Origin of the sequence: Alcanivorax sp. DSM 26293 (assembly GCF_900107995.1) — a bacterium.
Classification (GTDB): domain Bacteria; phylum Pseudomonadota; class Gammaproteobacteria; order Pseudomonadales; family Alcanivoracaceae; genus Alcanivorax.
In genome coordinates this window covers 221,112-240,728 of record NZ_FNUM01000001.1, presented here as the reverse complement: position 1 = coordinate 240,728, position 19,617 = coordinate 221,112, and the positions used below count along the sequence as shown (strand labels likewise).

The window sequence follows — 19,617 nt, the reverse complement described above, 5'->3', positions numbered from 1 at the left end:
AGCTGAATGAACGTACTGGTATTCGACATCGAAACCATCCCCGATCTGGACGGCGGACGCCGCATTTACGATCTGGATGGCCTCAGTGACAAGGACACCGCCAGTGCCCTGTTGAATCTGCGCCGCCAGGAAAACGGCACCGAATTCCTGCGCCTGCATTTGCATCGCATCGTTGCCATCTCTGTGGTGCTGCGCTCCACCCAGGGCATCAAGGTCTGGTCCCTGGGGGACGAGGACAGTAGTGAGAAAGAGCTGATCGAGCGCTTCTACGACGGTATCGACCGCTTTACCCCGAATCTGGTGAGCTGGAACGGTGGTGGCTTCGATCTGCCGGTGCTGCATTACCGTGCCCTCAAGCATGGTGTGCAGGCCCGCCGTTACTGGGAAACCGGTAACGAAGACTCCAGCTTCAAATGGAACAATTACCTGAGCCGTTACCACCAGCGCCACCTGGACCTGATGGACCAGCTGGCCCTGTTCAACGCCCGGGCCAACGCCCCGCTGGACCAGATCGCCACCTTGCTGGGCTTCCCCGGCAAGATGGGCATGAGCGGCGGCAAGGTGTTCGACGCCTTCCAGGAAGGCAACCTCAAGGGTATTCGTGATTACTGCGAGACCGATGTGCTCAACACCTGGCTGGTCTACCTGCGCTTCCAGCTGATGCGCGGCGAGCTGGACCCCACCGGCTACGAACAGGAATTGACCCTGTTGCAGGACTACCTGAAAGCCGAAGGCCATCCGCACTTTCTGGGCTTCCTGGAAGCCTGGACATCAGTTGACAGTTGATAGTTAACAGTTGACAGCGTCGCGGGCAACGCGGGTTGGATCTGGATGGCAAGAGGCCGCGTTCAGACTTTCCGCGCGGCCCCTGGCATTTCTGTCACTGAAACTTCTATCGCGTAGCTGTCAACTGTCCACTATCAACTGTCAACTATGATTTGGAATTATGGCCCGAAAACGCAAGCAGTTACCGGAAACCCCGGAGCCCGCCAGCATTGAATCGCTCAGCCACGACGGCCGCGGCATTGCCCGTCGTGATGGCAAGACCACCTTTATCGACAACGCCCTGCCCGGCGAAGAGGTGATGTTCAAGTTCACCTACATGCGCCGCAAGTTCGACGAGGGCAAGGCGGTGGAGATCGTGCGTGCCTCCCCGGATCGGGTGGAGCCCCCTTGCCAGCACAGCACCCTGTGCGGCGGCTGCAGCCTGCAACACATGAACCCGGACGTGCAGATCGCCCGCAAGGAAGCGGTACTGCGTGAGCAGCTCCAGCACTTTGGGGGTCTGGCGCCGAAGGAATGGCTGCCGCCACTCAGTGGCCCGGTCACCGGCTATCGCAGCAAGGCCCGCATGGGCGTGAAATATGTGGAAGCCAAGGACGAAACCCTGGTGGGCTTCCGGGAAAAGCGCAACAGTTTCATCGCCCAGCTGCAGCAGTGCGAAGTGCTGATTCCGTCCGTGGGCCATCGCCTCTCCGATCTGCGTACCCTGATGCACGGCCTCAAGAGTCGCAGCCGCATCCCGCAGATCGAACTGGCCGCCGGCGATGAGGATGTGGCGCTGATCATCCGCCATCTGGACCCGCTGCCCGATGAAGACCAGCAGGCCTTCCTGGATTTCTGTCAGCCGCTGGGCTGGCACCTGTACCTGCAACCGGGCAACGAAAGCACCGTGCACCGCATCTGGCCGGCCCTCACCGGGGCGGAGAACGAGGAGCGCCTGTACTACCGCCACCCCTCCGCCGATGTGGAGCTGGCCTTTCACCCCACGGACTTCACCCAGGTCAACGCGGAGATCAACCGCAAGATGGTGCCCTTGGCACTGGATTTGCTGGATATCTCCCCCGATGACACCGTGCTCGACCTGTTTTGTGGCCTGGGCAATTTCACCATTCCGGCCGCAAAGCGGGCCGGCAAGGTGGTCGGGGTGGAAGTCAGCAAGGCCATGGTGGAGCGCGGCTACGAGAATGCCCGCCGCAATGGCCTGGAAAACCTGGAATTCCACGCCTGGGATCTGAGTCAGGATGTGGCCGGGCAGAGCTGGGCCAATCGCAAATATGATCGTATCCTGATTGACCCACCGCGCACCGGCGCGCTGGAGATGGTGAAATTGATGCCCCGGTTTGGTGCAAAGCGGATCGTCTATGTGTCCTGCAACCCGGCCACCCTGGCCCGCGATGCCGGGGAACTCACCGCCCTGGGATACCGTCTTAAAGCGGCGGGGGTGATGGACATGTTCCCCCACACCACCCACGTGGAATCCATCGCGGTGTTCGAAAAGAAATGATGTGAGCCGTTGACGCCAGACTCTTCAGGCGCCAACGAGGGTGGCTTCAGCCTTGGCTCGCCACCTAAACCAGAAGGAAAGCACATGGTAACGGTACGCCGTCCCACAGAAGGCACCACCGGTCACTGGCGTGACTGGCTGGCGAACCTGGACACCCGGGCCCCGGTACGCAACGGCGAGGCACTGGAGCAGGCCTGTGAGCGGGCGGAACAGTGTCAGATGGCCGGGGAAGCGGCCGGTCGCCACTGGCCTTACGGTAAGGGCTGCCTGGATATCGGCCTGGAAATGGCCGAAGTGCTGGTGGATCTGGGCACCGACACCGATGTGCTGCCCGCAGCCATCCTTTACCGCTCCGTGCGCGAAGGGCAGATGTCCCTGCCGGAAGTGGAAAAGGAATTCGGCCCGGACGTGGCCCGCCTGATCGAAGGCGTGCTGCGCATGGCGGCCATCAGCACCAACCTGAACCCTACCCGCAAGGCCGTGCTCGGCCAGCAGGACGGCCAGCTCGACAACATGCGCAAAATGCTGGTGGCCATGGTCGACGACGTGCGCGTGGCCCTGGTGAAGCTGGCCGAGCGGACCGTGATCATCCGCGCCGTGAAGGAATCCGAGCCCGAGCGTCAGCGCAAGGTGGCCCAGGAAATCTTCGATATCTATGCGCCCCTGGCCCATCGACTCGGGGTCGGGCAGCTCAAGTGGGAGCTGGAGGACCTGTCCTTCCGCTATCTGCAACCCGGCGCCTACAAGAAGATCGCCAAGCTGCTGGATGAAAAACGCCTGGACCGGGAACAGTACATCGACAATGTGTTGGAGCAACTGCGTGGCTACCTGGAGAAAAACGGCATCCACGGCGCCGAAGTCCACGGCCGGGCCAAGCATATCTACAGCATCTGGCGGAAGATGCAGAAAAAGCATCTGGAATTCGGCGAAGTCTATGACGTGCGCGCCGTGCGGGTACTGGTGCCGGAGCTGCGCGACTGCTACGCCACCCTGGGCATCGTCCATTCCCTGTGGCAACACGTGCCCAAGGAATTCGACGACTATATCGCCAGCCCCAAGGCCAACGGCTACCAGAGCCTGCACACGGCGGTGGTGGGCCCGGAACGCAAGATGCTGGAAGTTCAGATCCGTACCTTCACCATGCACGAAGAGGCGGAGTTGGGCGTCTGTGCCCACTGGCGTTACAAGGAAGGCGCCAAGAAGGGCAAGAGCGGTGTCAGCGACTACGAACAGCGGATTGCCTGGCTACGCCAGGTACTCGAATGGCATGAGGAGCTGGGCGAGGACAGCCCGGACACCATGGTGGACGAGCTGCGCCATGGCCTGGTCAGCGACCGGGTCTATGTGTTCACCCCGGATGGCCACGTGGTGGACCTGGAGGCCGGCGCCACCCCGGTGGACTTTGCCTATCACATCCATACCGAAGTGGGGCACCGCTGCCGGGGAGCCAAGATCAACGGCCACATCGTGCCGCTCAACTACACCCTCAACACCGGCGAGCAGGTCACCATCCTCACTGCCAAGGAGGGCGGCCCCAGCCGCGACTGGTTGACGCCGTCACTGGGCTATGTGGCCACCTCTTCGGCGCGGGCGCGCATCCACCAGTGGTTCAAGCGCCAGGATCGTGACGTGCACATCACTCAGGGCAAGGCCATGCTCGAAAAGGAGATGTCCCGCCTGGCCCTGGAAAAGGTGGACCTGGATACCCTGGCACCGCACCTGAATCTGAAGACCGGCGACGATGTGCTGGCGGCCCTGGGGGCTGGTGACCTGCGCCCGGGGCATGTGGTCAACCAGGTCCAGTCCCTGCAGCCGGACGACAGCCAGCGGGAGCTGGACCTGGTGCTCTCCAAGCCCAAGGCCTCGAAATCCGGCGATGTGACCATTCAGGGCGTGGGCAACCTGCTGACCCACATGGCCGGTTGCTGCCAGCCGGTTCCCGGCGACCCGGTGATGGGGTTCATTACCCACGGCCGCGGTGTCACGGTGCACCGGGCCGACTGCGAAAAACTGCTGGCCATGCAGGGCGACGACCCCAACCGGGTGATCGAAGTCACCTGGGGGGAAGCCGACCGCATCACCTACCCGGTGGATATCTTCCTGCGCGCCTGGGACCGTCAGGGATTGCTCAAGGACGTGATCGCGGTACTGGCCAACGAAAAGGTCAACGTCACCGCCGTTCACACCCAGTCCCACCAGGACGACAACACCGCCACCATGCTCCTCACCCTGGAAATCGCCACCCTCGGCAACCTGGGCAAGGTGCTGGCCAAGATGGACCAGTTGAAGGGCGTGCTTGAGGTGCGGCGGTATAAGAAATGATAGTTGACAGTGGACAGTTAAAAGTTGACAGCTAAAAACCAGCGGCCACGTGATAGGGTTTCGGGGGTTTAGCTGTCAACTGTCCACTATCAACTGCCGACTTAATCCCTCACGTTGATCACAAGCATGGCCGCTACGAATCAGGGGAAAGCATGCCAAAGCACTCCATAGACCGATTGCTATCCATCATGTCCCGCCTGCGCGACCCGGAGTCCGGCTGCCCCTGGGATGTGAAGCAGGATTTCGATTCCATCGCCCCCTATACCATCGAGGAAGCCTTCGAGGTGGCGGAGGCCATTGCCCAGCGGGATTACCCGGAGTTGAAGGAAGAGCTGGGGGATTTGTTGTTGCAGGTGGTGTTTCATTCCCAGATAGCTCGGGAAAAGGGCCTGTTCGATTTCAATCAGGTGGTTCAGGTGCTGTGCGACAAGATGGTGCGCCGTCACCCCCATGTGTTCGGCGAGTCGGACGCCGCCGACGAAACCGCCGTGAAGGTCAACTGGGAGGCCATCAAGCAACAGGAGAGGGCGGCCAAGGGCCGGGCCCATGACAGCGCCCTGGATGGCGTCCCCGCCGGCCTGCCGGCCCTGCAGCGGGCAGCCAAAGTCCAGAAGAAAGCTGCCAAGGTGGGCTTCGACTGGCCGGAGACACCCCCGGTACGCCGCCAGGTGGACCATGAACTGGCGGAACTGGATGAGGCCATGGCCAGCGGCGAGCGGACCGCCATCGAGGATGAATTCGGCGATGTGCTGTTCACCCTCGTCAACCTGTCCCGCCACCTGAAGCTGGACCCGGAACAGGCCCTGCGCAAGGCCACCGCCAAATTCGAACGCCGCTTCCGGCAAATGGAGCAGGACCAGCCAGAACCGCTCGACACCCTCGACGACGACGCCCTGGAAGCTGCCTGGCAGCAGGCAAAAAGGATGTCTACGGAGCCGCTGTAGGAGCACCGCTTGGGGTGCGAATCCGAGCCTTGGCGAGGAAAAGAAGTAGCAGCGTTTGCCTATCGCCTGCTGATAAACCTGTCGAGTCGTGGTACTCCTCGTCGTCCTGCGACGATTTCCGCGCAACGCGCGGTTCGTCCCCTGGAAGGGAACTCCTACTGTTACAACGGCTTGATAGAAAGCGCGTTGCTGTGTTCTCTGCCCAAAAGTTCCCGCTGAAATAAAAACTTCACATTTGAGCAACTTTTCCGTCACTCTAACTCCCCATACTGCGTCACCAAGCAGTAACAAAGCCTGTTTGCGCAGGGATAAGCAGTACTGTTTAAAACGTCTGAATTGCCTGATTGAGGGAGAACCAAATGAAGAAGCAAATGTTAGCAGTTTTGGTCGGGGCGGCTGTTGCCAGCCCGGCAATGGTTATTGCAGACGAAGCGTCTACGCGCGGCAATCTGAAAATTGTATCCTCTGACGGCTCCTTCGAGGGTTCTGTTGGTGGTCGTATTCATTTCGATGCTTATGCTTTTGATAACGACCTGACTGATTCAACAAGTACTTCTGAGTTTCGTCGTGCCCGTATCACCCTGAAGGGCAAGCTGTATAACTGGGGCTATGTCTTTGAAAACGACTTTGCCGGTCAAAGTGGCACCACGGGTACCGGTTTCCGTGACATGAACATCTACACCAAAGTCGGTCCCGGTAAACTGACTATTGGTCAGTTCAAGCCTTACAGAAGCATGGAAGAAATCACCAGCTCCAACGATATTCTGATGATGGAGCGTCCTTACGCTTCCGCCACGGGTATCTACAACGGCCGTCAGTTCCAGCAAGGTGTTGGCTATTTGATCTCTGATGACCAGTACACCCTGGGTGTAGCGGGTTTCAATACCAAGTCAGCTGGGGATAACCGTAACGAGGGTCTGGGCGGTTCTGCCCGGGCGACATTTGCACCGATCATGCAAGACAACATGGTAGTGCACATGGGTGCTTCCTACTCTGTGGAAAATGCCAACAGCATGACCACCGCTTTCGAAGCCGAGGCTGACTATGTGGGCCGCCGTGGTCCCAGCGAGACGATCGCTCTGACCACAGAAGGCGAAAGTGTCAACACTGTTGGTCTTGAAGCCGCCATTTCAGCGGGCCCTGTGTTTGCGCAGGCTGAATATGCCATTGCAGATTTTGGCAATGCCACCGGTGATGATGAAGAGGTTCAAACCTACTACATCCAGGGTGCGTATACGCTGACTGGTCAAATGAAGCCGTACAAGTCCAGCAAAGGTGTCTTTACCACTGCTAAAGGCAACAACATTGTCCAGCTGACCGCACGTTATGACTACATTGAAAACAAGGATGTAACAGACCTGGAAGCAGAAACGACCAGTGTTGGCGTGAATTACTACCTCAACCCTGCCATGCGCTTCATGCTTAACTACGTGATGGGTGAGAATACCCTCACTGGTGATGAGTCCAATCAGGTGGCCCTGCGTGCCCAGATGGCATTCTAAAGCATGTCTTAACAAGTCTATTGACGCAGTCTTGCCCTGATTCAGGGTATTTTCTAGAATCGAGCCTCCTCTGGGGCTCGATTTTTTTGTTTGGAAGCGGATGGGTTCCCTGTACAGGCAGCTGTTCGGATTATTCTTGCCTGCCGGTAAGGATTATCGGTTTCTGTCAGAAGGCGTCTCTCCTTGATGCCTGAGAGTCGTGCCTGCGGGTTTACTGGCCTCCACCCTGAGCCCAAACTGGGGTCGTGAGAGTGATATTGGGGAAAAAATGTGTACAAAAGAAAAATTGTTGCCTTTTCCTTCCTGAGTATTGTTCTCGTTGTGCTGGCGGTGATTACTATCGTTTGGTCATCCTTTGTGACCGCGAAGCAGATCCAGCAGATCAATATGGCAAACTCTCTGCTTTCTGAACACCTCAAGCTATCCAGTACCTCTTATCGTCTTTTCAAACAGCTTACCGACGAGATTCTCTTCGGGGACCAGGCAAATCAGGCAAAAGTGAGAAACAAAAGGGCGCTGGTTTCTGAATCCCTGGGGAAAATCAAGGTTCTGGAGCGCCAGCAAAGAGAAACAGCAGGAGAGGAATATACTCAGGGCACTATAGAGGATACAGATGACCTTGAGAAAATCATCGATTCAATTATCTATTCACTTGAAGGTATCTCCAAGCTACCACTGAGTGAAATTGAAAATGAGATGAAGTTTATTCTCGAAGAAAAGATCGATGTTGAATTCAGAGACTCCATTAATTCCGCGGTTGTTCGACAAACTAATGTAGTCAAAGCATTCAATGCGCGCATTGATGCCATGAATGTAACCATATTCTGGGTTTCGATTGGGCTGGGTTTTCTCGCGGTTGTTTTGATGGGTGTGGGAGTATGGGTTCTGGTCAATTCCGTAACCCGGCCGCTTTCAGCAATCAGTGATGCGGCAGATGCAATTGGTAAAGGGGACTTTTCATACAGGGTTCCTCGCGGATTCGACAGAGAATTTGACCAGATAGCGGTTCTATTTAACGTCATGACCGAGAAATTACAGATCCAGCACTTGTCTGAAGATCAGGCGCGTCTGGAACTGGAGTATAAAGTTTCACAAAGAACAACAGAATTGATGGCGGTGAATGCAGAGCTGGCCAAGAGTGACTCAGTCAGACGGAGCTTTCTTGCGGACATCAGCCATGAGCTCAGGACACCGCTCACTATTATCCGGGGTGAAGCGCAGGTGGCATTACGTCATTCAGACAGGGATGTGAGGGATTATCAGGATGCACTTACCTGTATCCATGAACAGGCAATATCATTGTCGCACCTGGTTGATGATCTATTGTTTGTGGCGCGCACAGACTCTGGCACCATGCGTATTGACAAGCGTAATGTTGAAATCACGGCTTTGGCAGATGAAGTTATCCGTGATATGCGATCCCTGGCAGACAAGAATGATGTCTCTCTTGAGGCAAGTTATCCGGTGCCGGTTTTCGCGGTCATTGACCCAGACAGGATAAAGCAGCTTTTTATCATACTGGTAGAGAATGCCCTTTCTTACGCTGGTGAAGGGTCATCAGTGAAGGTTTCTGTTATGAAGCAACAGGACAAGGCGGTTGTTCGTGTTACTGATGATGGCGTTGGTATCGATCCCCGGGACATTCCTTTTGTCTTTGAGCGTTTCTACCGAGGAGGAAGATCCTCATCCCGAAGTAAGGGGGTTGGGCTGGGCCTGGCTGTTGCCAAATCGATCATTGATGCCCATGAAGGGAAAATTAATCTTGAGAGCGATTTGGGCAAAGGGACCTCCATTGAGATTGAGCTGCCTTGTGAAGAGAGTGTATGAAGATTCTTATCGTAGAAGATGAAGAAAGGCTTGCTTCTTTTTTATTCCGGGGGCTCAAGGCTGAGGGGTATTTTTGCGATGTGGCTTCGGATGGAGAGAAAGCCCTGCAGGCTTGCCTTTCTGGCGATTATGAGTTGGTTATCCTGGACCGTATGCTACCCAAAAAAGATGGCATGTATGTTCTGACTAAAATCAAGGAAAAAAAGCCGGAAACCAAAGTCTTGATGCTCACAGCCCTGGATGATACTGAAGACAGAATTCTGGGGTTAAGGTCCGGAGCGGATGATTACCTGGGCAAACCCTTTGATTTTGAGGAGCTTCTTGCGCGGATAGAGGCGCTCTCCCGACGGTTTTCCCAGCATGCTGAAGACTTGCTGAAGTCGGGTGATGTTGTCATGGATGTCGACCAGCGTCTGGTGTGGAAAAACAACATTGTGGTCAAGATGACACAAATGGAGTTTGATCTTCTAAGATACTTTTTGACTAACCAGGGCAAGGTTCTTTCGAGAGAGAAGATATTGTCGCGAGTTTGGTCAAACAGCGAAGACCCCATGACAAATATTGTCGATGTGTATATTCGCCGAATACGCGTCAAATTGAATGACGATGGCTCTTTTATCGAAACCGTCCGTGGCGTTGGGTACCGAGTCTCGAATTCTGATCAACGTTAATCTTCTGTTAATGTTGCCTAAAGTACCTGTTCATGGCTGTGTCGATAGAGTAACTCCTGAAACTTAACAGGAGTCAATTCATGAAAATTCAGTCTCTATTCACTTTCTCGGCTTTGTCTCTTTTTTCCGCTTCTGTCTACGCTTCCGGCATTTCGGAGGCAGACATCATCGAGGCCCAGAAAAAATGGGGCGATGGCATTGTTGAAATCGGTAAAGTCAAAACTGATGGTGGTGATTACACCGAAGCGGCAAAAGAACTGATTGATGACCTGTACGCGTATGACCATGGCTCGGTAGCCTTCAAGCCTACCTTGGCAGCCGACGACCAGTTCCGTGGTGACGTTGATGAAGCACTGAGCTACTTCGTCGGTGGCATGATCGAAGAAGACAAGGGCTTCGCCATCAAGCCCTGGACCAATGTCCGCTTTGAAAATGAAGAAGTGATCATTAATGGCAATCAGGCCATTGCCATGGGAAATTACTTCTTCACCACCGTCGAGGGTGAAGAAGTCAAAGTAGAATACAGCTTCGGTTATACGCATGTGGATGATGAGCTGTTGATCAACCTGCATCACTCATCCCTGCCGTACGCGAAGTAATTTCTCCCCCCTCAATCTTGAAGCATTGCCGCCCACGCAAATGGGCGGCTTTTTTTGTTTTGACCTGTTACCCCTCGCAACTCCAGCACTACCTACCCGCCGCGTGAACTACTCTGGCAGGCCAGCGAAGCCGTTGGAGCCTTGCTCGCAAGGCGAACCTCAGCCGTGGATTACGTCGATTATCTCAACTGACCTACAGCGTTTGGTCCATTCTGCTGTCGTTTACGCTTTCATCTACGGCGATGATTTCGGTATGACATATCGATATCAAACACAGCGCTTGAGAGGAGGGCGCGTATCTATTACCGGCCAGGTCTATCTGGTGACATGTACGACCCGCCATAGATATCCCCACTTTGCCAATCATCTCCCGGCCCGAGAGGCTTGCCGGACAATCCAGAGTCTTGACCGTATGGGAGCCAGCCACACTTGGTGTTTTGTGGTGATGCCGGATCACTGCCACTGGCTGTTTTGCCTCAATGGCAAATATTCACTTGAGCAGACGGTCAGGATGTTCAAGGGTAAATGTTCTCGTCTGGTGGAAGTTAATCTCTGGCAAAAGGGGTTTCATGACCGCGCCTTACGTTCGGATGAGGATCTCTTGCCTATCGCTCGCTATGTCATCGCCAACCCGCTCCGGGCGGGATTGGTTGAGCGTGTAGGGGAGTACCCTTATTGGGATGCGGCCTGGCTATAAATTGTCGCGGTGAGTGAAGACACTGGCTATGTCAGTTAATGGAGCCCTTCGCCTTGCGAGCAAGGCTCCAACGATCCGGACCTCCTCATCCCGAGCGAATCACGAATCCGCCGTTGGAGCTTTGCTTGCAAAGCGAATTCACGCCCGTGGCGGGCAGCGGAGCCTTTCGCCTTGCGAGCAAGGCTCCAACGATCCGGACCTCCCCATCCTGAGCGAATCACGAATCTGCCGTTGGAGCTTTGCTTGCAAAGCGAATTCACGCCCGTGGCGGGTAACGGGGCCCTTCGCCTTGCGAGCAAGGCTCCAACGATCCGGACCTCCTCATCCCGAGCGAATCACGAATCCGCCGTTGGAGCTTTGCTTGCAAAGCGAATTCACGCCCGGGGTGGGTAACGGGGCCCTTCGCCTTGCGAGCAAGGCACCAACGATCCGGCCCCCCCATTCCGAGCGAATCACGAATCCACCGTTGGAGCTTTGCTCGCAAAGCGAATTCACGGCTGGGGCGGTCAGCGGAGCATTTCGCCTTGCGAGCAAGGCTCCAACGGTTTCACGGTGGGGTGGGGCATCGTTTCCGATTAAATCATGGCATCCTCTTTGCACGTCTGTTATCAAGAACACTCCAAGCCAAAGCGCCAGGACGAGGTCACGGATGAAACAGACGCATTACCACACCTGCAACCTCTGCGAAGCCATGTGCGGCATCGAGATCGAGCATCGCGGTGACGAGATTCTGGCCATCCGTGGCGACAAGGACGACCCGTTCAGCAAAGGCCACATCTGCCCCAAGGCCGTGGCCCTGCAGGACCTGCACCACGACCCGGACCGCCTGCGCCACCCTGTGAAACGCACCGCCGATGGCTGGGTGCCGATCAGCTGGGACGAGGCCCTGGACGAAACCGCCCGGCGCCTGCACAACATCCAGGAGACTCACGGCAAGGATTCGGTGGCGCTCTATTTCGGCAACCCCACCGCCCATAACCACGGGGCGCTCTTTACCCTGTTGCCGTTCGTGAAAGCCCTGCGCAGCCGCCAGCGCTACAGCGCCACCTCCGCCGACCAGCTCCCGCACCAGCTTGCCACTTGGCAACTGTTCGGCCACCAGGCCCTGTTTCCCATCCCCGATGTGGACCGCACCGACTACTTCCTCATCATCGGTGGCAACCCGCTGGCCTCCAACGGCTCCATCATGACCGTGCCGGACGTGAAAGGGCGCCTGAAGGCACTTCAGAAACGCGGGGGCAGGGTAGTGGTCATCGACCCGCGCCGCACCGAAACCGCCAAGGTCGCCGACGAACACCACTTCGTGCGCCCCGGCACCGACGTCTACCTGCTGCTGGCCATCGTCCAGGTGTTGTTCGAAGAGCTGCTGGTGGCCCCAGGCCAGCTGGACAACATTCTCGATGGCAAAAAGGACCTGGCCCGCCTGGTGGCCAACTGGAAACCGGAAAAAGTGGCAGACACCGTGGGCCTGCCCGCTGATGCCATCCGCAAACTGGCCCGCGATATCGCCGCCGCCCCACGCGCTGCCATCTACTCCCGCGTCGGCGTCACCACCAGTGCCCACAGCACCCTCAGTGCCTGGCTGGTCTATGTGATCAACATCCTCACCGGCAATCTGGACCGGGAAGGCGGCGTCATGTTCACCAAACCCGCCTTCGACATCGTTGCCATTGGTGCCCTCAGCGGCGACACCGGCAGCTTCGACCGGTACCGCAGCCGGGTGCACGGCTACCCGGAATTCGGCGGCGAATTCCCGGTGACCACCCTGGCCGACGAAATGCTCACGCCCGGCAAGGGGCAGGTGAAAGCCTTTGTCTCCCACGCCGGCAACCCGGTGCTGTCCTGTCCCGATGGCCAGAAGCTCGATCAGGCCCTGAGCAACCTGGATTTCATGGTCAGCATCGACTTCTACATCAACGAAACCACCCGCCACGCGGACATCATTCTGCCGCCCACCGGGCAGCTGGAACACGCCCAGTTCGACCCCATCTTCCAGGCCGTGGCGGTGCGCAACGTGGTCAAATTCACCCCGCCGCTGGTGCCCAAACCCGAAGGCTCCCTGCACGACTGGGAGATCCTCAATGGCCTGACCACAAGGCTCAATCGCCTGCGCGCCCGGGACCGCAAAACCCGCCTGCAAATCGCCGCCACCGACCGCTTTGTCCGCAAACTGGGCGATCGCGGTCTGGTGGATCTGGGCCTGCGGCTGGGGCCCTACGGCACCGGCGGCAAGGTGCTGGACGACCTGCGCCGCAACGGCCTGCATTCCCTGCCCAAAGTGGCCTGGAAAGTCCTGAGAGGCGAGCGCAAGGGCCTGACCCTGAAAAAGCTGCTGGCCGAGCCCCACGGCATCGATCTCGGCCCCCTGGAGCCCATGCTCCCGGAGCGGCTGTTCACCCGGGACCAGCGCATCAACCTGGTGCCGGCCCTCTACTTCCGTGCCCTGCAGGGCCTGCCCGCGCCCAAACCGGTGGAGCCTGACCAGATGCTGATGATTGGCCGCCGCCACATCCGCAGCAACAACTCCTGGATGCACAACAGCCAGCGTCTGGTGAAAGGGAAGGGTCGCTGTAACGCCATGATCCACCCGGACGATGCCAAACGCCTGGCCGTGGCCGACGGTGACGACGTGGTCGTTAGCACTCCCGCCGGCACCATCACCCTGCCAGCCTGGCTCTGCGATGACATCATGCCCGGCGTCATCAGCGTGCCCCACGGCTGGGGCCATGATCGGGAAGGCGTACAACTGGGTGTTGCCCGCCGGGTGGCTGGCCAGAGCGTCAACGACATCATCGGCAGCAACCGCGTCGAAGCCGTCACCGCCATGGCCCAGCTCAACGGCATCCCGGTAAAAGTGGAACCCGCCACCGCCGCCAAAAGCCAGAAGAAGGCGGGGTAGTTCTGTAATAGCTCCGTGCCAACTTCTTCGCGATGCAAGCATCGCTTCCCACAAACTCCGTTGCCGCCTGGGATGGTTTTTGTGGGAACAGAGCGCAGCGAAGTAACGCCAGGATGGCGGCCCGAAGGGTGAGCGCAGCGAATAACTCATGCTTGCATAACGAAGAAGTTGGCACCCACCTACCCAAGCCCCCCAACCATCTGTAACTCCCCCAAACTCAGACAACTGTCCCACCTGGATGACACCCATCACCCCCAATCACTGACAGCCAGCTCAGGCTCTACCCGATAGCCTCTCCATTCATGACTCACCGATACCACAGCCATTCCCTGAGAAAAGGGCGGTTCTCAGAGGTAGGCCGACCCTATCTGGTCACATTCACCACAGCAGGCAGGTACCCATGGTTTTCCCATTTCACTACGGCCTGCCAGGCCTGCAGAGCCATCACCCGGTCTGACACCCAGGGCGCCAGCCATACCTGGTGCTATGTGGTCATGCCTGACCATATCCACTGGTTGCTATCTACTACGGAAAAGCACGAGCTGTCTCAAATAATCAGAATGGTAAAGGCAAGGGTTTCCCGGTATCAGGATCAGCCCATCTGGCAACCGGGCTTCCATGATCATGCCCTGAGAAGTGAACAAGCCCTCAAGCCGACAGCCCGCTACATCATCGCCAACCCGGTCAGGGCGGGACTAGTAAAGTCAGTACGAGATTACCCATTCTGGAATGCCGCCTGGCTTTGAAGGCTTTCCCCCCCGCGCCTTTTGTGGGAAGCGATGCTTGCATCGCGAAGACGTTGGCACAGCCTTCCCGGCACCCCTTCGCGATGTGAACATCGGTTATTCGCTTCGCTCACCCTTCGGGCCGCCCTTCGGGCCGCCCTGCGGGCGTTACTTCGCAACGCTCCGTTCCCGCAGCTCATTGTTCCCCATGGTTTTGGGCCTGATTACGGAGTTATCCAGCCCGATTGCCTTGGCAACATTCACCCCGCCTTGTCCCACCATGCGGCATTCTCCCCATAAAGGAGATCCCCAATGCGCCGCATCCTAATCATTGTGAGTCTGATCATGCTGCAAGCCTGCCAAACCCACCCGCAAGACCCGATCCAGATTGCTGACAACCTGAATCTGGACCGTTTCATGGGCGACTGGTACGTGATCGCCAATATTCCCACCTTGCCGGAAAAGGGTGCCTACAATGCGGTGGAGAACTACAAACGCATTGGCCCCAACAAGATTGCCACCACCTTCACCTTCCGCAAAGGCGGGTTCGACGGGGAGTTCAAACGCATGACCCCCACCGGCTTCGTCAGCGATGTGGACCCGGCCATCTGGGGTATGCGCTTTATCTGGCCCTTCAAGGCGGATTTCCGGGTGCTGTACGTGGACGAGGATTACCAGACCACCATCATCGGCCGCGAAAAACGCGACTACCTCTGGATCATGGCCCGCCAGCCGCATATCAGCGACGCCACCTACAGCAAGCTGAAAAGCATCGCCCAGGACCGGGGCTACAACCTGGACGAACTGCAAGAAGTGCCACAGCAGTGGGATGAATGATTCGCTGAGCAGAAGCCGAGAAGCCCCCACTATTCGTTGGAGCTTTGCTTGCAAAGCGAATTGGTAGGTACGCAGCCCTTCGCCTTGCGAGCAAGGCTCCAACGGCGGCTCCTGCCCCTCCCCCCCTTGAAATCCATCCCCAACCCTCCATCACTAAACTACCAGCCATGACAAGCAAGGAGCCCCCATGAATGTTCTGATCGCCGGCGCCAACGGCAAAATCGGTCGTCGCCTGATCCCCCATCTGGTGGCAGACAATATTCAGGTGCGCGCCATGGTCCGTGATCTGAGCCAGAAAGCCGACCTGGAGACCCTGGGCGCCCATGAAGTCGTGGAAGCGGATCTGGAAGGGGATTGCAGCAAAGCCCTGGAAGGCCAGGATACGGTCATCTTCACTGCCGGCTCCGGCCCTCACACTGGCCCGGAGAAAACCATCGACGTGGACCAGAACGGTGCCATTAGCCTGATCGACCAGGCAAAAGAACAGGGAGTAGGGCGCTTCATCATGGTCAGCTCCATGCGCGCCGACGACCCGGCATCCGGCCCGGAAAAGCTACGCCATTACTTCACTGCCAAGGGCAAGGCCGACGACCACCTGCGCGCCAGCGGGCTCAACTACACCATCGTTCGCCCGGGCCGGCTCACCGAGGAACCGCCCCTGGAGAAAGTGGAAATTGCAGAGAAGTTGAAGAACTTCGGTGACATATCACGCGAAGATGTGGCAAAAGTGCTTTCTGATACTGCTCGAGCCGAGCTGGACAACCGGGAATTCGACGTCATCGCCGGCGCAACCCCGATCCGGGAAGCCCTCGATGCGCTCTGAGTCAAAATAACCGCGACCGCCCAACCCCAAAATCCGTTGGAGCTTTGCTCGCAAAGCGAAAGCCTTGGGCCAGGCACGGCGCCGGCTTCCAGCCCTTCGCCTTGGCAAGCAAGGCTCCAACGGTTTGGTAAACCTGCCGAGTCGCTCAGGCGCAAGTTCTCCGCTTTGTCAGACAAGCCACTTACCCCGCGAAACCCCCCTAAGCTACTATTAACAGGCTCGGCTCAGGCGTCCGCCTGAATTCATTTCGATCAGCGTCGTAAACCGTTCGCATTCCCGTAAACAAACTGTAAAATGCGGCCCCTTGTCATATAGCTGACAAGATTAAGCACGCATAATGCGCCTCTTGTTATGCACCACAAGAAGGATAGGACGTCCTAGTGCGGTTATCTCCCTCCCTAATTCGTTGGCTCGGAGCCCTGTGCATCGGCCTTAGCGCATCTTCCCAGGCGGCTACCCCCTGGGTGCAAGCCGGCGATCTGACGGCGCGCCATCATATTGAAGCCCTGCAAAGCCAGGGGTGCCTGAAAGGCATTACCCTCACCTGGCCCATCAGCTGGGCGGCTCTCATGAAAGGCTACCGCCTGGCCTTGGCGCAACAATCATCGGATCAGGCCAATGCCTGCAAAAATCAGCATTCCGCCTATCTGCAGAACGCCCTTGAAACTACCCGCCAGGCCACCACCGGCGCCCAGCTGACACTGGGTGGTGCCACGCAAGAACCGCTCTACACCAGTTTCTCCTCCCAGGTCGAAGATGAAGCCACCAGCCAGATCGCCCTCTACAGCATGGGTGAGCGCTGGGCCGCCAACCTGGCAGTGAGCTACGTGGATGGCGAGCGTGACGACACCCATCTGCGCTTCGACGATACCTACCTGGCCGGTATCGTCGGCAACTGGCAGCTCGGCGTTGGCGCCGTTGACCGTTGGTGGGGCCCGGGCTGGCAGAGCTCCCTGACGCTCTCCAACAACGCCCGCCCGGTACCCGGGTTGTGGATGTCCCGGCACATGCCCCTGGCACCGGAAAGCCCCTGGTTAAGCTGGATCGGCCCCTGGGACCTGCAGGTCATCGCCGGCCAGCTGGAAAGTGACCGTGCGGTACCAGAAGCGCGCCTGCTCGGCGCTCGCTTCGTGTTCAACCCGCTGGATTCCCTGCAAATCGGCCTGACCCGCCTGGCCCAGTGGGGCGGAGAAGGGCGGCCGCAGGGCCTGGATGACTTTTGGAATGCCGTCATCGGCCGCGATAATGGTGAAACGTCGGGTCTTTCCGCTGATGAAGACCCAAGTAATCAGATTGGTGGTTTCGATTTCCGCCTTTCCCTGACCCCGGGCGATGTACCGTTGGGCGTTTACGGTCAGTTCATGGGCGAGGATGAAGCAGGGGGCTTGCCCTCCAAATATTCTTCACTCGCCGGCTTTGATGTGGTCACTGATCTAGGACAAGGCTCTCAGCGGTTTTTCGTAGAGGCGACGGAGACTGTGTCAGGCAGCTGGCTCAGTGAGCGTCGTCTGAATTCAGCTCTGGAGCACAGCACCTACGAGTCCGGGTTTCGCCACTACGGACGTACAATGACTTCCACTTGGGAAGGTGATGCCAGCGCGATCACATTAGGCATACAGCAATACTTCCGTAACGATGTCACCGTTGGGCTGAATTTGTCCCAGGCCACCCTGAACCAGGACGGCATGATACGTGCGGTCATCACTGAGGACGGTGCTGCTACCTTGCAGTCCGTTGAAGAGCAGGACATTTTCCTCGCCGAGCTGCGAATTCAGCACCCTATGCTGGGAGGGCGATTGGACTGGCTGTTATCAGCCACCGATGAACCCGTTGAAACAGTATTCGAAGAAAGAGAAAGATTGACTGCAGGTCTAAAGTGGACCCGGCACATAAACTGGTAACAGAGCATATGCATTTGTCTATTTTAAATCTCTCCAAAACCCTCCTCGCTATTTTTCTGCTCGCGATTGCGGGTTGTACTGTTGTGCCCGGTTCATATCACACCGCGACACCCGGCTGGTTTATTGATCAGGACGAAGATGTAAATGCAAAACCATTGCCGGATGTAATCAAGGTTCATTCAATAAATACGGCAATTCTTGATCAAAATTCGGGCTTTAAGGCACCCAAAGAAGTGGCAGAGGGGCTTGTAATAGATGCAAAGAAATATGATTACACAGTAGGTCCGGGCGATGTACTTCAAATTACGGTCTGGGATCACCCGGAATTAACAATACCTGCCGGGTCACAGCGAAGCTCATCGGAATCAGGCAATCTGATTCATAGTGATGGGACTATTTTTTACCCATATGTAGGTATTGTTCACGTTGATGGACTGCAAGTAACTCAGATAAGAGATCTTATTACCGAGCGCCTGGGGAAATATATTGAAGCCCCCCAGGTCGATGTCAGTGTTGCTGCCTTTAGAAACAAACGCATTTATGTCACTGGCGAAGTCGATGAGCCAGGGGTGTATCCAATCACTAACGTTCCGATGCGGCTTGTGGATGCTATTGGGGAGGCTGGTGGAATATTGAAAACTGCTGACTGGAGCAGGGTGATCCTCACCCGCGAAGGGAAAGACTATGAACTTTCACTTCGTGAAGTTTATCAGCGTGGTAATAAAGCGCATAACGTTCTTCTGCGGCCAGGTGATGTAGTAAATGTTTCTCCTGTCACTGACGCAAAAGTATTTGTGCTTGGTGAGGTAGGAAAGCCGTCCAGCCTCGAAATGAAACGCAATGGTCTGACTCTTGCTGAAGCGCTTGCTGAGAATGGAGGGTTCGACCAACGCCAATCTGATGCTTCCGGTGTGTTTGTATTCAGGAAAGCTTCCCCGGGAGAGGAGCATGGCATTGACGTGTACCAGCTCAATGCCAAGGATGCGGCAGCTTTGGTATTGGCAGATAGCTTCCATCTTCAGCAAAGAGATATCGTTTATGTCACTGCCGCGCCATTGGCAAAATGGAATCGTGTATTAAGCCTTATTCTGCCTTCAGTTAGCGCACTTTTCCTGGGTAGTAAAACTGAAGAGGCATTGAGGGAGTAACAATGTTCAACCGGATATTAGTTGTTTGTGATGGCAACATTTGCCGCAGCCCAACAGTAGCGGCCATGTTGAAACTACAGAAGCCGGGGAAGAGCATTGAATCGGCAGGCCTGGTCGGCCTGAAAGGGCATGACATGGAGCCAACCGCAAGAGAAGTAGCCTTGGTCAACGGGCTGGATTGTGGTGAGCATGTGGCACGTAAATTGACTAGCGAATTATGCCGCGCGAATGACCTGATTCTGGTTATGGAGACAAGACAAAAAGAGCGTCTAAGCCTCTCTTTTCCTGAAGCAAGTGGGAAAACCTTTCTTTTGACCCACTGGAATGGGGGGCATGATATTCCCGATCCATTCAAGCGAGGCAGAGAAGCGTTCGAGCGTATCTATCCCATGATGCAGCAAGCAACGCTGGCTTGGGCAGCTAAATTGTGAGTGA

16 protein-coding genes are annotated in these 19,617 nt (G+C 56.8%); all 16 read left to right on the top strand.

The genetic code is table 11. The features are described 5' to 3' along the window. The first annotated feature begins 6 nt into the window (after positions 1-6). The 16 genes from C4S63_RS01010 (at position 7) to C4S63_RS00935 (ending at position 19,613) form a co-directional block, all read left to right on the top strand. Positions 7-786 carry a 3'-5' exonuclease gene (locus tag C4S63_RS01010; RefSeq protein ID WP_103916437.1) on the top strand — a complete coding sequence of 260 codons (780 nt, stop codon included), beginning with the start codon at positions 7-9 and terminating at the stop codon, positions 784-786. Positions 787-946: 160 nt separating this feature from the next. Beyond that, positions 947-2,287: a 23S rRNA (uracil(1939)-C(5))-methyltransferase RlmD gene (gene rlmD / locus C4S63_RS01005; RefSeq protein WP_062816409.1), complete on the top strand. Its 1,341-nt coding sequence runs from the start codon at positions 947-949 to the stop codon at positions 2,285-2,287. Positions 2,288-2,371: 84 nt separating this feature from the next. After that, positions 2,372-4,609, top strand: a complete 2,238-nt coding sequence (gene relA / locus C4S63_RS01000; RefSeq protein WP_103916436.1) for a GTP diphosphokinase — start codon at positions 2,372-2,374, stop codon at positions 4,607-4,609. Positions 4,610-4,761: 152 nt separating this feature from the next. Beyond that, positions 4,762-5,553 (top strand): nucleoside triphosphate pyrophosphohydrolase, encoded by a 792-nt coding sequence (mazG, locus tag C4S63_RS00995; protein ID WP_103916435.1) that lies wholly within the window; start codon positions 4,762-4,764, stop codon positions 5,551-5,553. A gap of 359 nt (positions 5,554-5,912) precedes the next feature. Beyond that, a complete protein-coding gene (locus tag C4S63_RS00990; RefSeq protein ID WP_103916434.1) occupies positions 5,913-7,055 on the top strand; it encodes an OprO/OprP family phosphate-selective porin in 1,143 nt (380 codons plus the stop codon). A gap of 270 nt (positions 7,056-7,325) precedes the next feature. Continuing rightward, entirely contained in the window at positions 7,326-8,882 is a 1,557-nt protein-coding gene (locus tag C4S63_RS00985) for a cell wall metabolism sensor histidine kinase WalK (RefSeq protein WP_103916433.1), read from the top strand. Then, positions 8,879-9,553 (top strand): response regulator transcription factor, encoded by a 675-nt coding sequence (locus tag C4S63_RS00980; RefSeq protein WP_062816414.1) that lies wholly within the window; start codon positions 8,879-8,881, stop codon positions 9,551-9,553. Before C4S63_RS00985 ends, C4S63_RS00980 begins: the two co-directional genes overlap by 4 nt. 80 nt (positions 9,554-9,633) lie before the next feature. After that, a complete protein-coding gene (locus C4S63_RS00975) occupies positions 9,634-10,152 on the top strand; it encodes a hypothetical protein (protein ID WP_103916432.1) in 519 nt (172 codons plus the stop codon). Between the two features lie 40 nt (positions 10,153-10,192). Beyond that, positions 10,193-10,849, top strand: coding sequence for a transposase (locus tag C4S63_RS00970; RefSeq protein ID WP_353935706.1), 657 nt, complete (start codon positions 10,193-10,195; stop codon positions 10,847-10,849). A gap of 649 nt (positions 10,850-11,498) precedes the next feature. Further along, positions 11,499-13,748: a molybdopterin-dependent oxidoreductase gene (locus tag C4S63_RS00965; protein ID WP_103916431.1), complete on the top strand. Its 2,250-nt coding sequence runs from the start codon at positions 11,499-11,501 to the stop codon at positions 13,746-13,748. A 302-nt stretch (positions 13,749-14,050) separates the two neighbouring features. Next, positions 14,051-14,494, top strand: a complete 444-nt coding sequence (locus tag C4S63_RS17570) for a transposase (RefSeq protein ID WP_103916430.1) — start codon at positions 14,051-14,053, stop codon at positions 14,492-14,494. Positions 14,495-14,785: 291 nt separating this feature from the next. Next, the gene (locus C4S63_RS00955) at positions 14,786-15,310 is read left to right on the top strand and encodes a lipocalin family protein (protein WP_103916429.1); all 525 of its coding nucleotides are present in this window, start codon (positions 14,786-14,788) and stop codon (positions 15,308-15,310) included. Between the two features lie 187 nt (positions 15,311-15,497). Then, positions 15,498-16,133 (top strand): SDR family oxidoreductase, encoded by a 636-nt coding sequence (locus tag C4S63_RS00950; RefSeq protein WP_103916428.1) that lies wholly within the window; start codon positions 15,498-15,500, stop codon positions 16,131-16,133. A 380-nt stretch (positions 16,134-16,513) separates the two neighbouring features. After that, positions 16,514-18,034, top strand: a complete 1,521-nt coding sequence (locus tag C4S63_RS00945) for a capsule assembly Wzi family protein (RefSeq protein WP_234999898.1) — start codon at positions 16,514-16,516, stop codon at positions 18,032-18,034. 8 nt (positions 18,035-18,042) lie between these two features. Beyond that, on the top strand, positions 18,043-19,182 hold the full coding sequence (locus tag C4S63_RS00940) for a polysaccharide export protein (protein ID WP_103916427.1): 1,140 nt from the start codon (positions 18,043-18,045) through the stop codon (positions 19,180-19,182). A 2-nt stretch (positions 19,183-19,184) separates the two neighbouring features. After that, entirely contained in the window at positions 19,185-19,613 is a 429-nt protein-coding gene (locus C4S63_RS00935) for a protein tyrosine phosphatase (RefSeq protein ID WP_103916426.1), read from the top strand. Positions 19,614-19,617 lie beyond the last annotated feature (4 nt).

Excerpts from the sequence above, each read along its gene's own strand:
- C4S63_RS01010 (WP_103916437.1), top strand. The coding sequence starts at position 7 with ATGAACGTACTGGTATTCGACATCGAAACCATCCCCGATCTGGACGGC.
- rlmD (WP_062816409.1), top strand. The coding sequence starts at position 947 with ATGGCCCGAAAACGCAAGCAGTTACCGGAAACCCCGGAGCCCGCCAGC.
- relA (WP_103916436.1), top strand. The coding sequence starts at position 2,372 with ATGGTAACGGTACGCCGTCCCACAGAAGGCACCACCGGTCACTGGCGT.
- mazG (WP_103916435.1), top strand. The coding sequence starts at position 4,762 with ATGCCAAAGCACTCCATAGACCGATTGCTATCCATCATGTCCCGCCTG.
- C4S63_RS00990 (WP_103916434.1), top strand. The coding sequence starts at position 5,913 with ATGAAGAAGCAAATGTTAGCAGTTTTGGTCGGGGCGGCTGTTGCCAGC.
- C4S63_RS00980 (WP_062816414.1), top strand. The coding sequence starts at position 8,879 with ATGAAGATTCTTATCGTAGAAGATGAAGAAAGGCTTGCTTCTTTTTTA.
- C4S63_RS00975 (WP_103916432.1), top strand. The coding sequence starts at position 9,634 with ATGAAAATTCAGTCTCTATTCACTTTCTCGGCTTTGTCTCTTTTTTCC.
- C4S63_RS00970 (WP_353935706.1), top strand. The coding sequence starts at position 10,193 with ATGGGCGGCTTTTTTTGTTTTGACCTGTTACCCCTCGCAACTCCAGCA.
- C4S63_RS00965 (WP_103916431.1), top strand. The coding sequence starts at position 11,499 with ATGAAACAGACGCATTACCACACCTGCAACCTCTGCGAAGCCATGTGC.
- C4S63_RS17570 (WP_103916430.1), top strand. The coding sequence starts at position 14,051 with ATGACTCACCGATACCACAGCCATTCCCTGAGAAAAGGGCGGTTCTCA.
- C4S63_RS00955 (WP_103916429.1), top strand. The coding sequence starts at position 14,786 with ATGCGCCGCATCCTAATCATTGTGAGTCTGATCATGCTGCAAGCCTGC.
- C4S63_RS00950 (WP_103916428.1), top strand. The coding sequence starts at position 15,498 with ATGAATGTTCTGATCGCCGGCGCCAACGGCAAAATCGGTCGTCGCCTG.
- C4S63_RS00940 (WP_103916427.1), top strand. The coding sequence starts at position 18,043 with ATGCATTTGTCTATTTTAAATCTCTCCAAAACCCTCCTCGCTATTTTT.
- C4S63_RS00935 (WP_103916426.1), top strand. The coding sequence starts at position 19,185 with ATGTTCAACCGGATATTAGTTGTTTGTGATGGCAACATTTGCCGCAGC.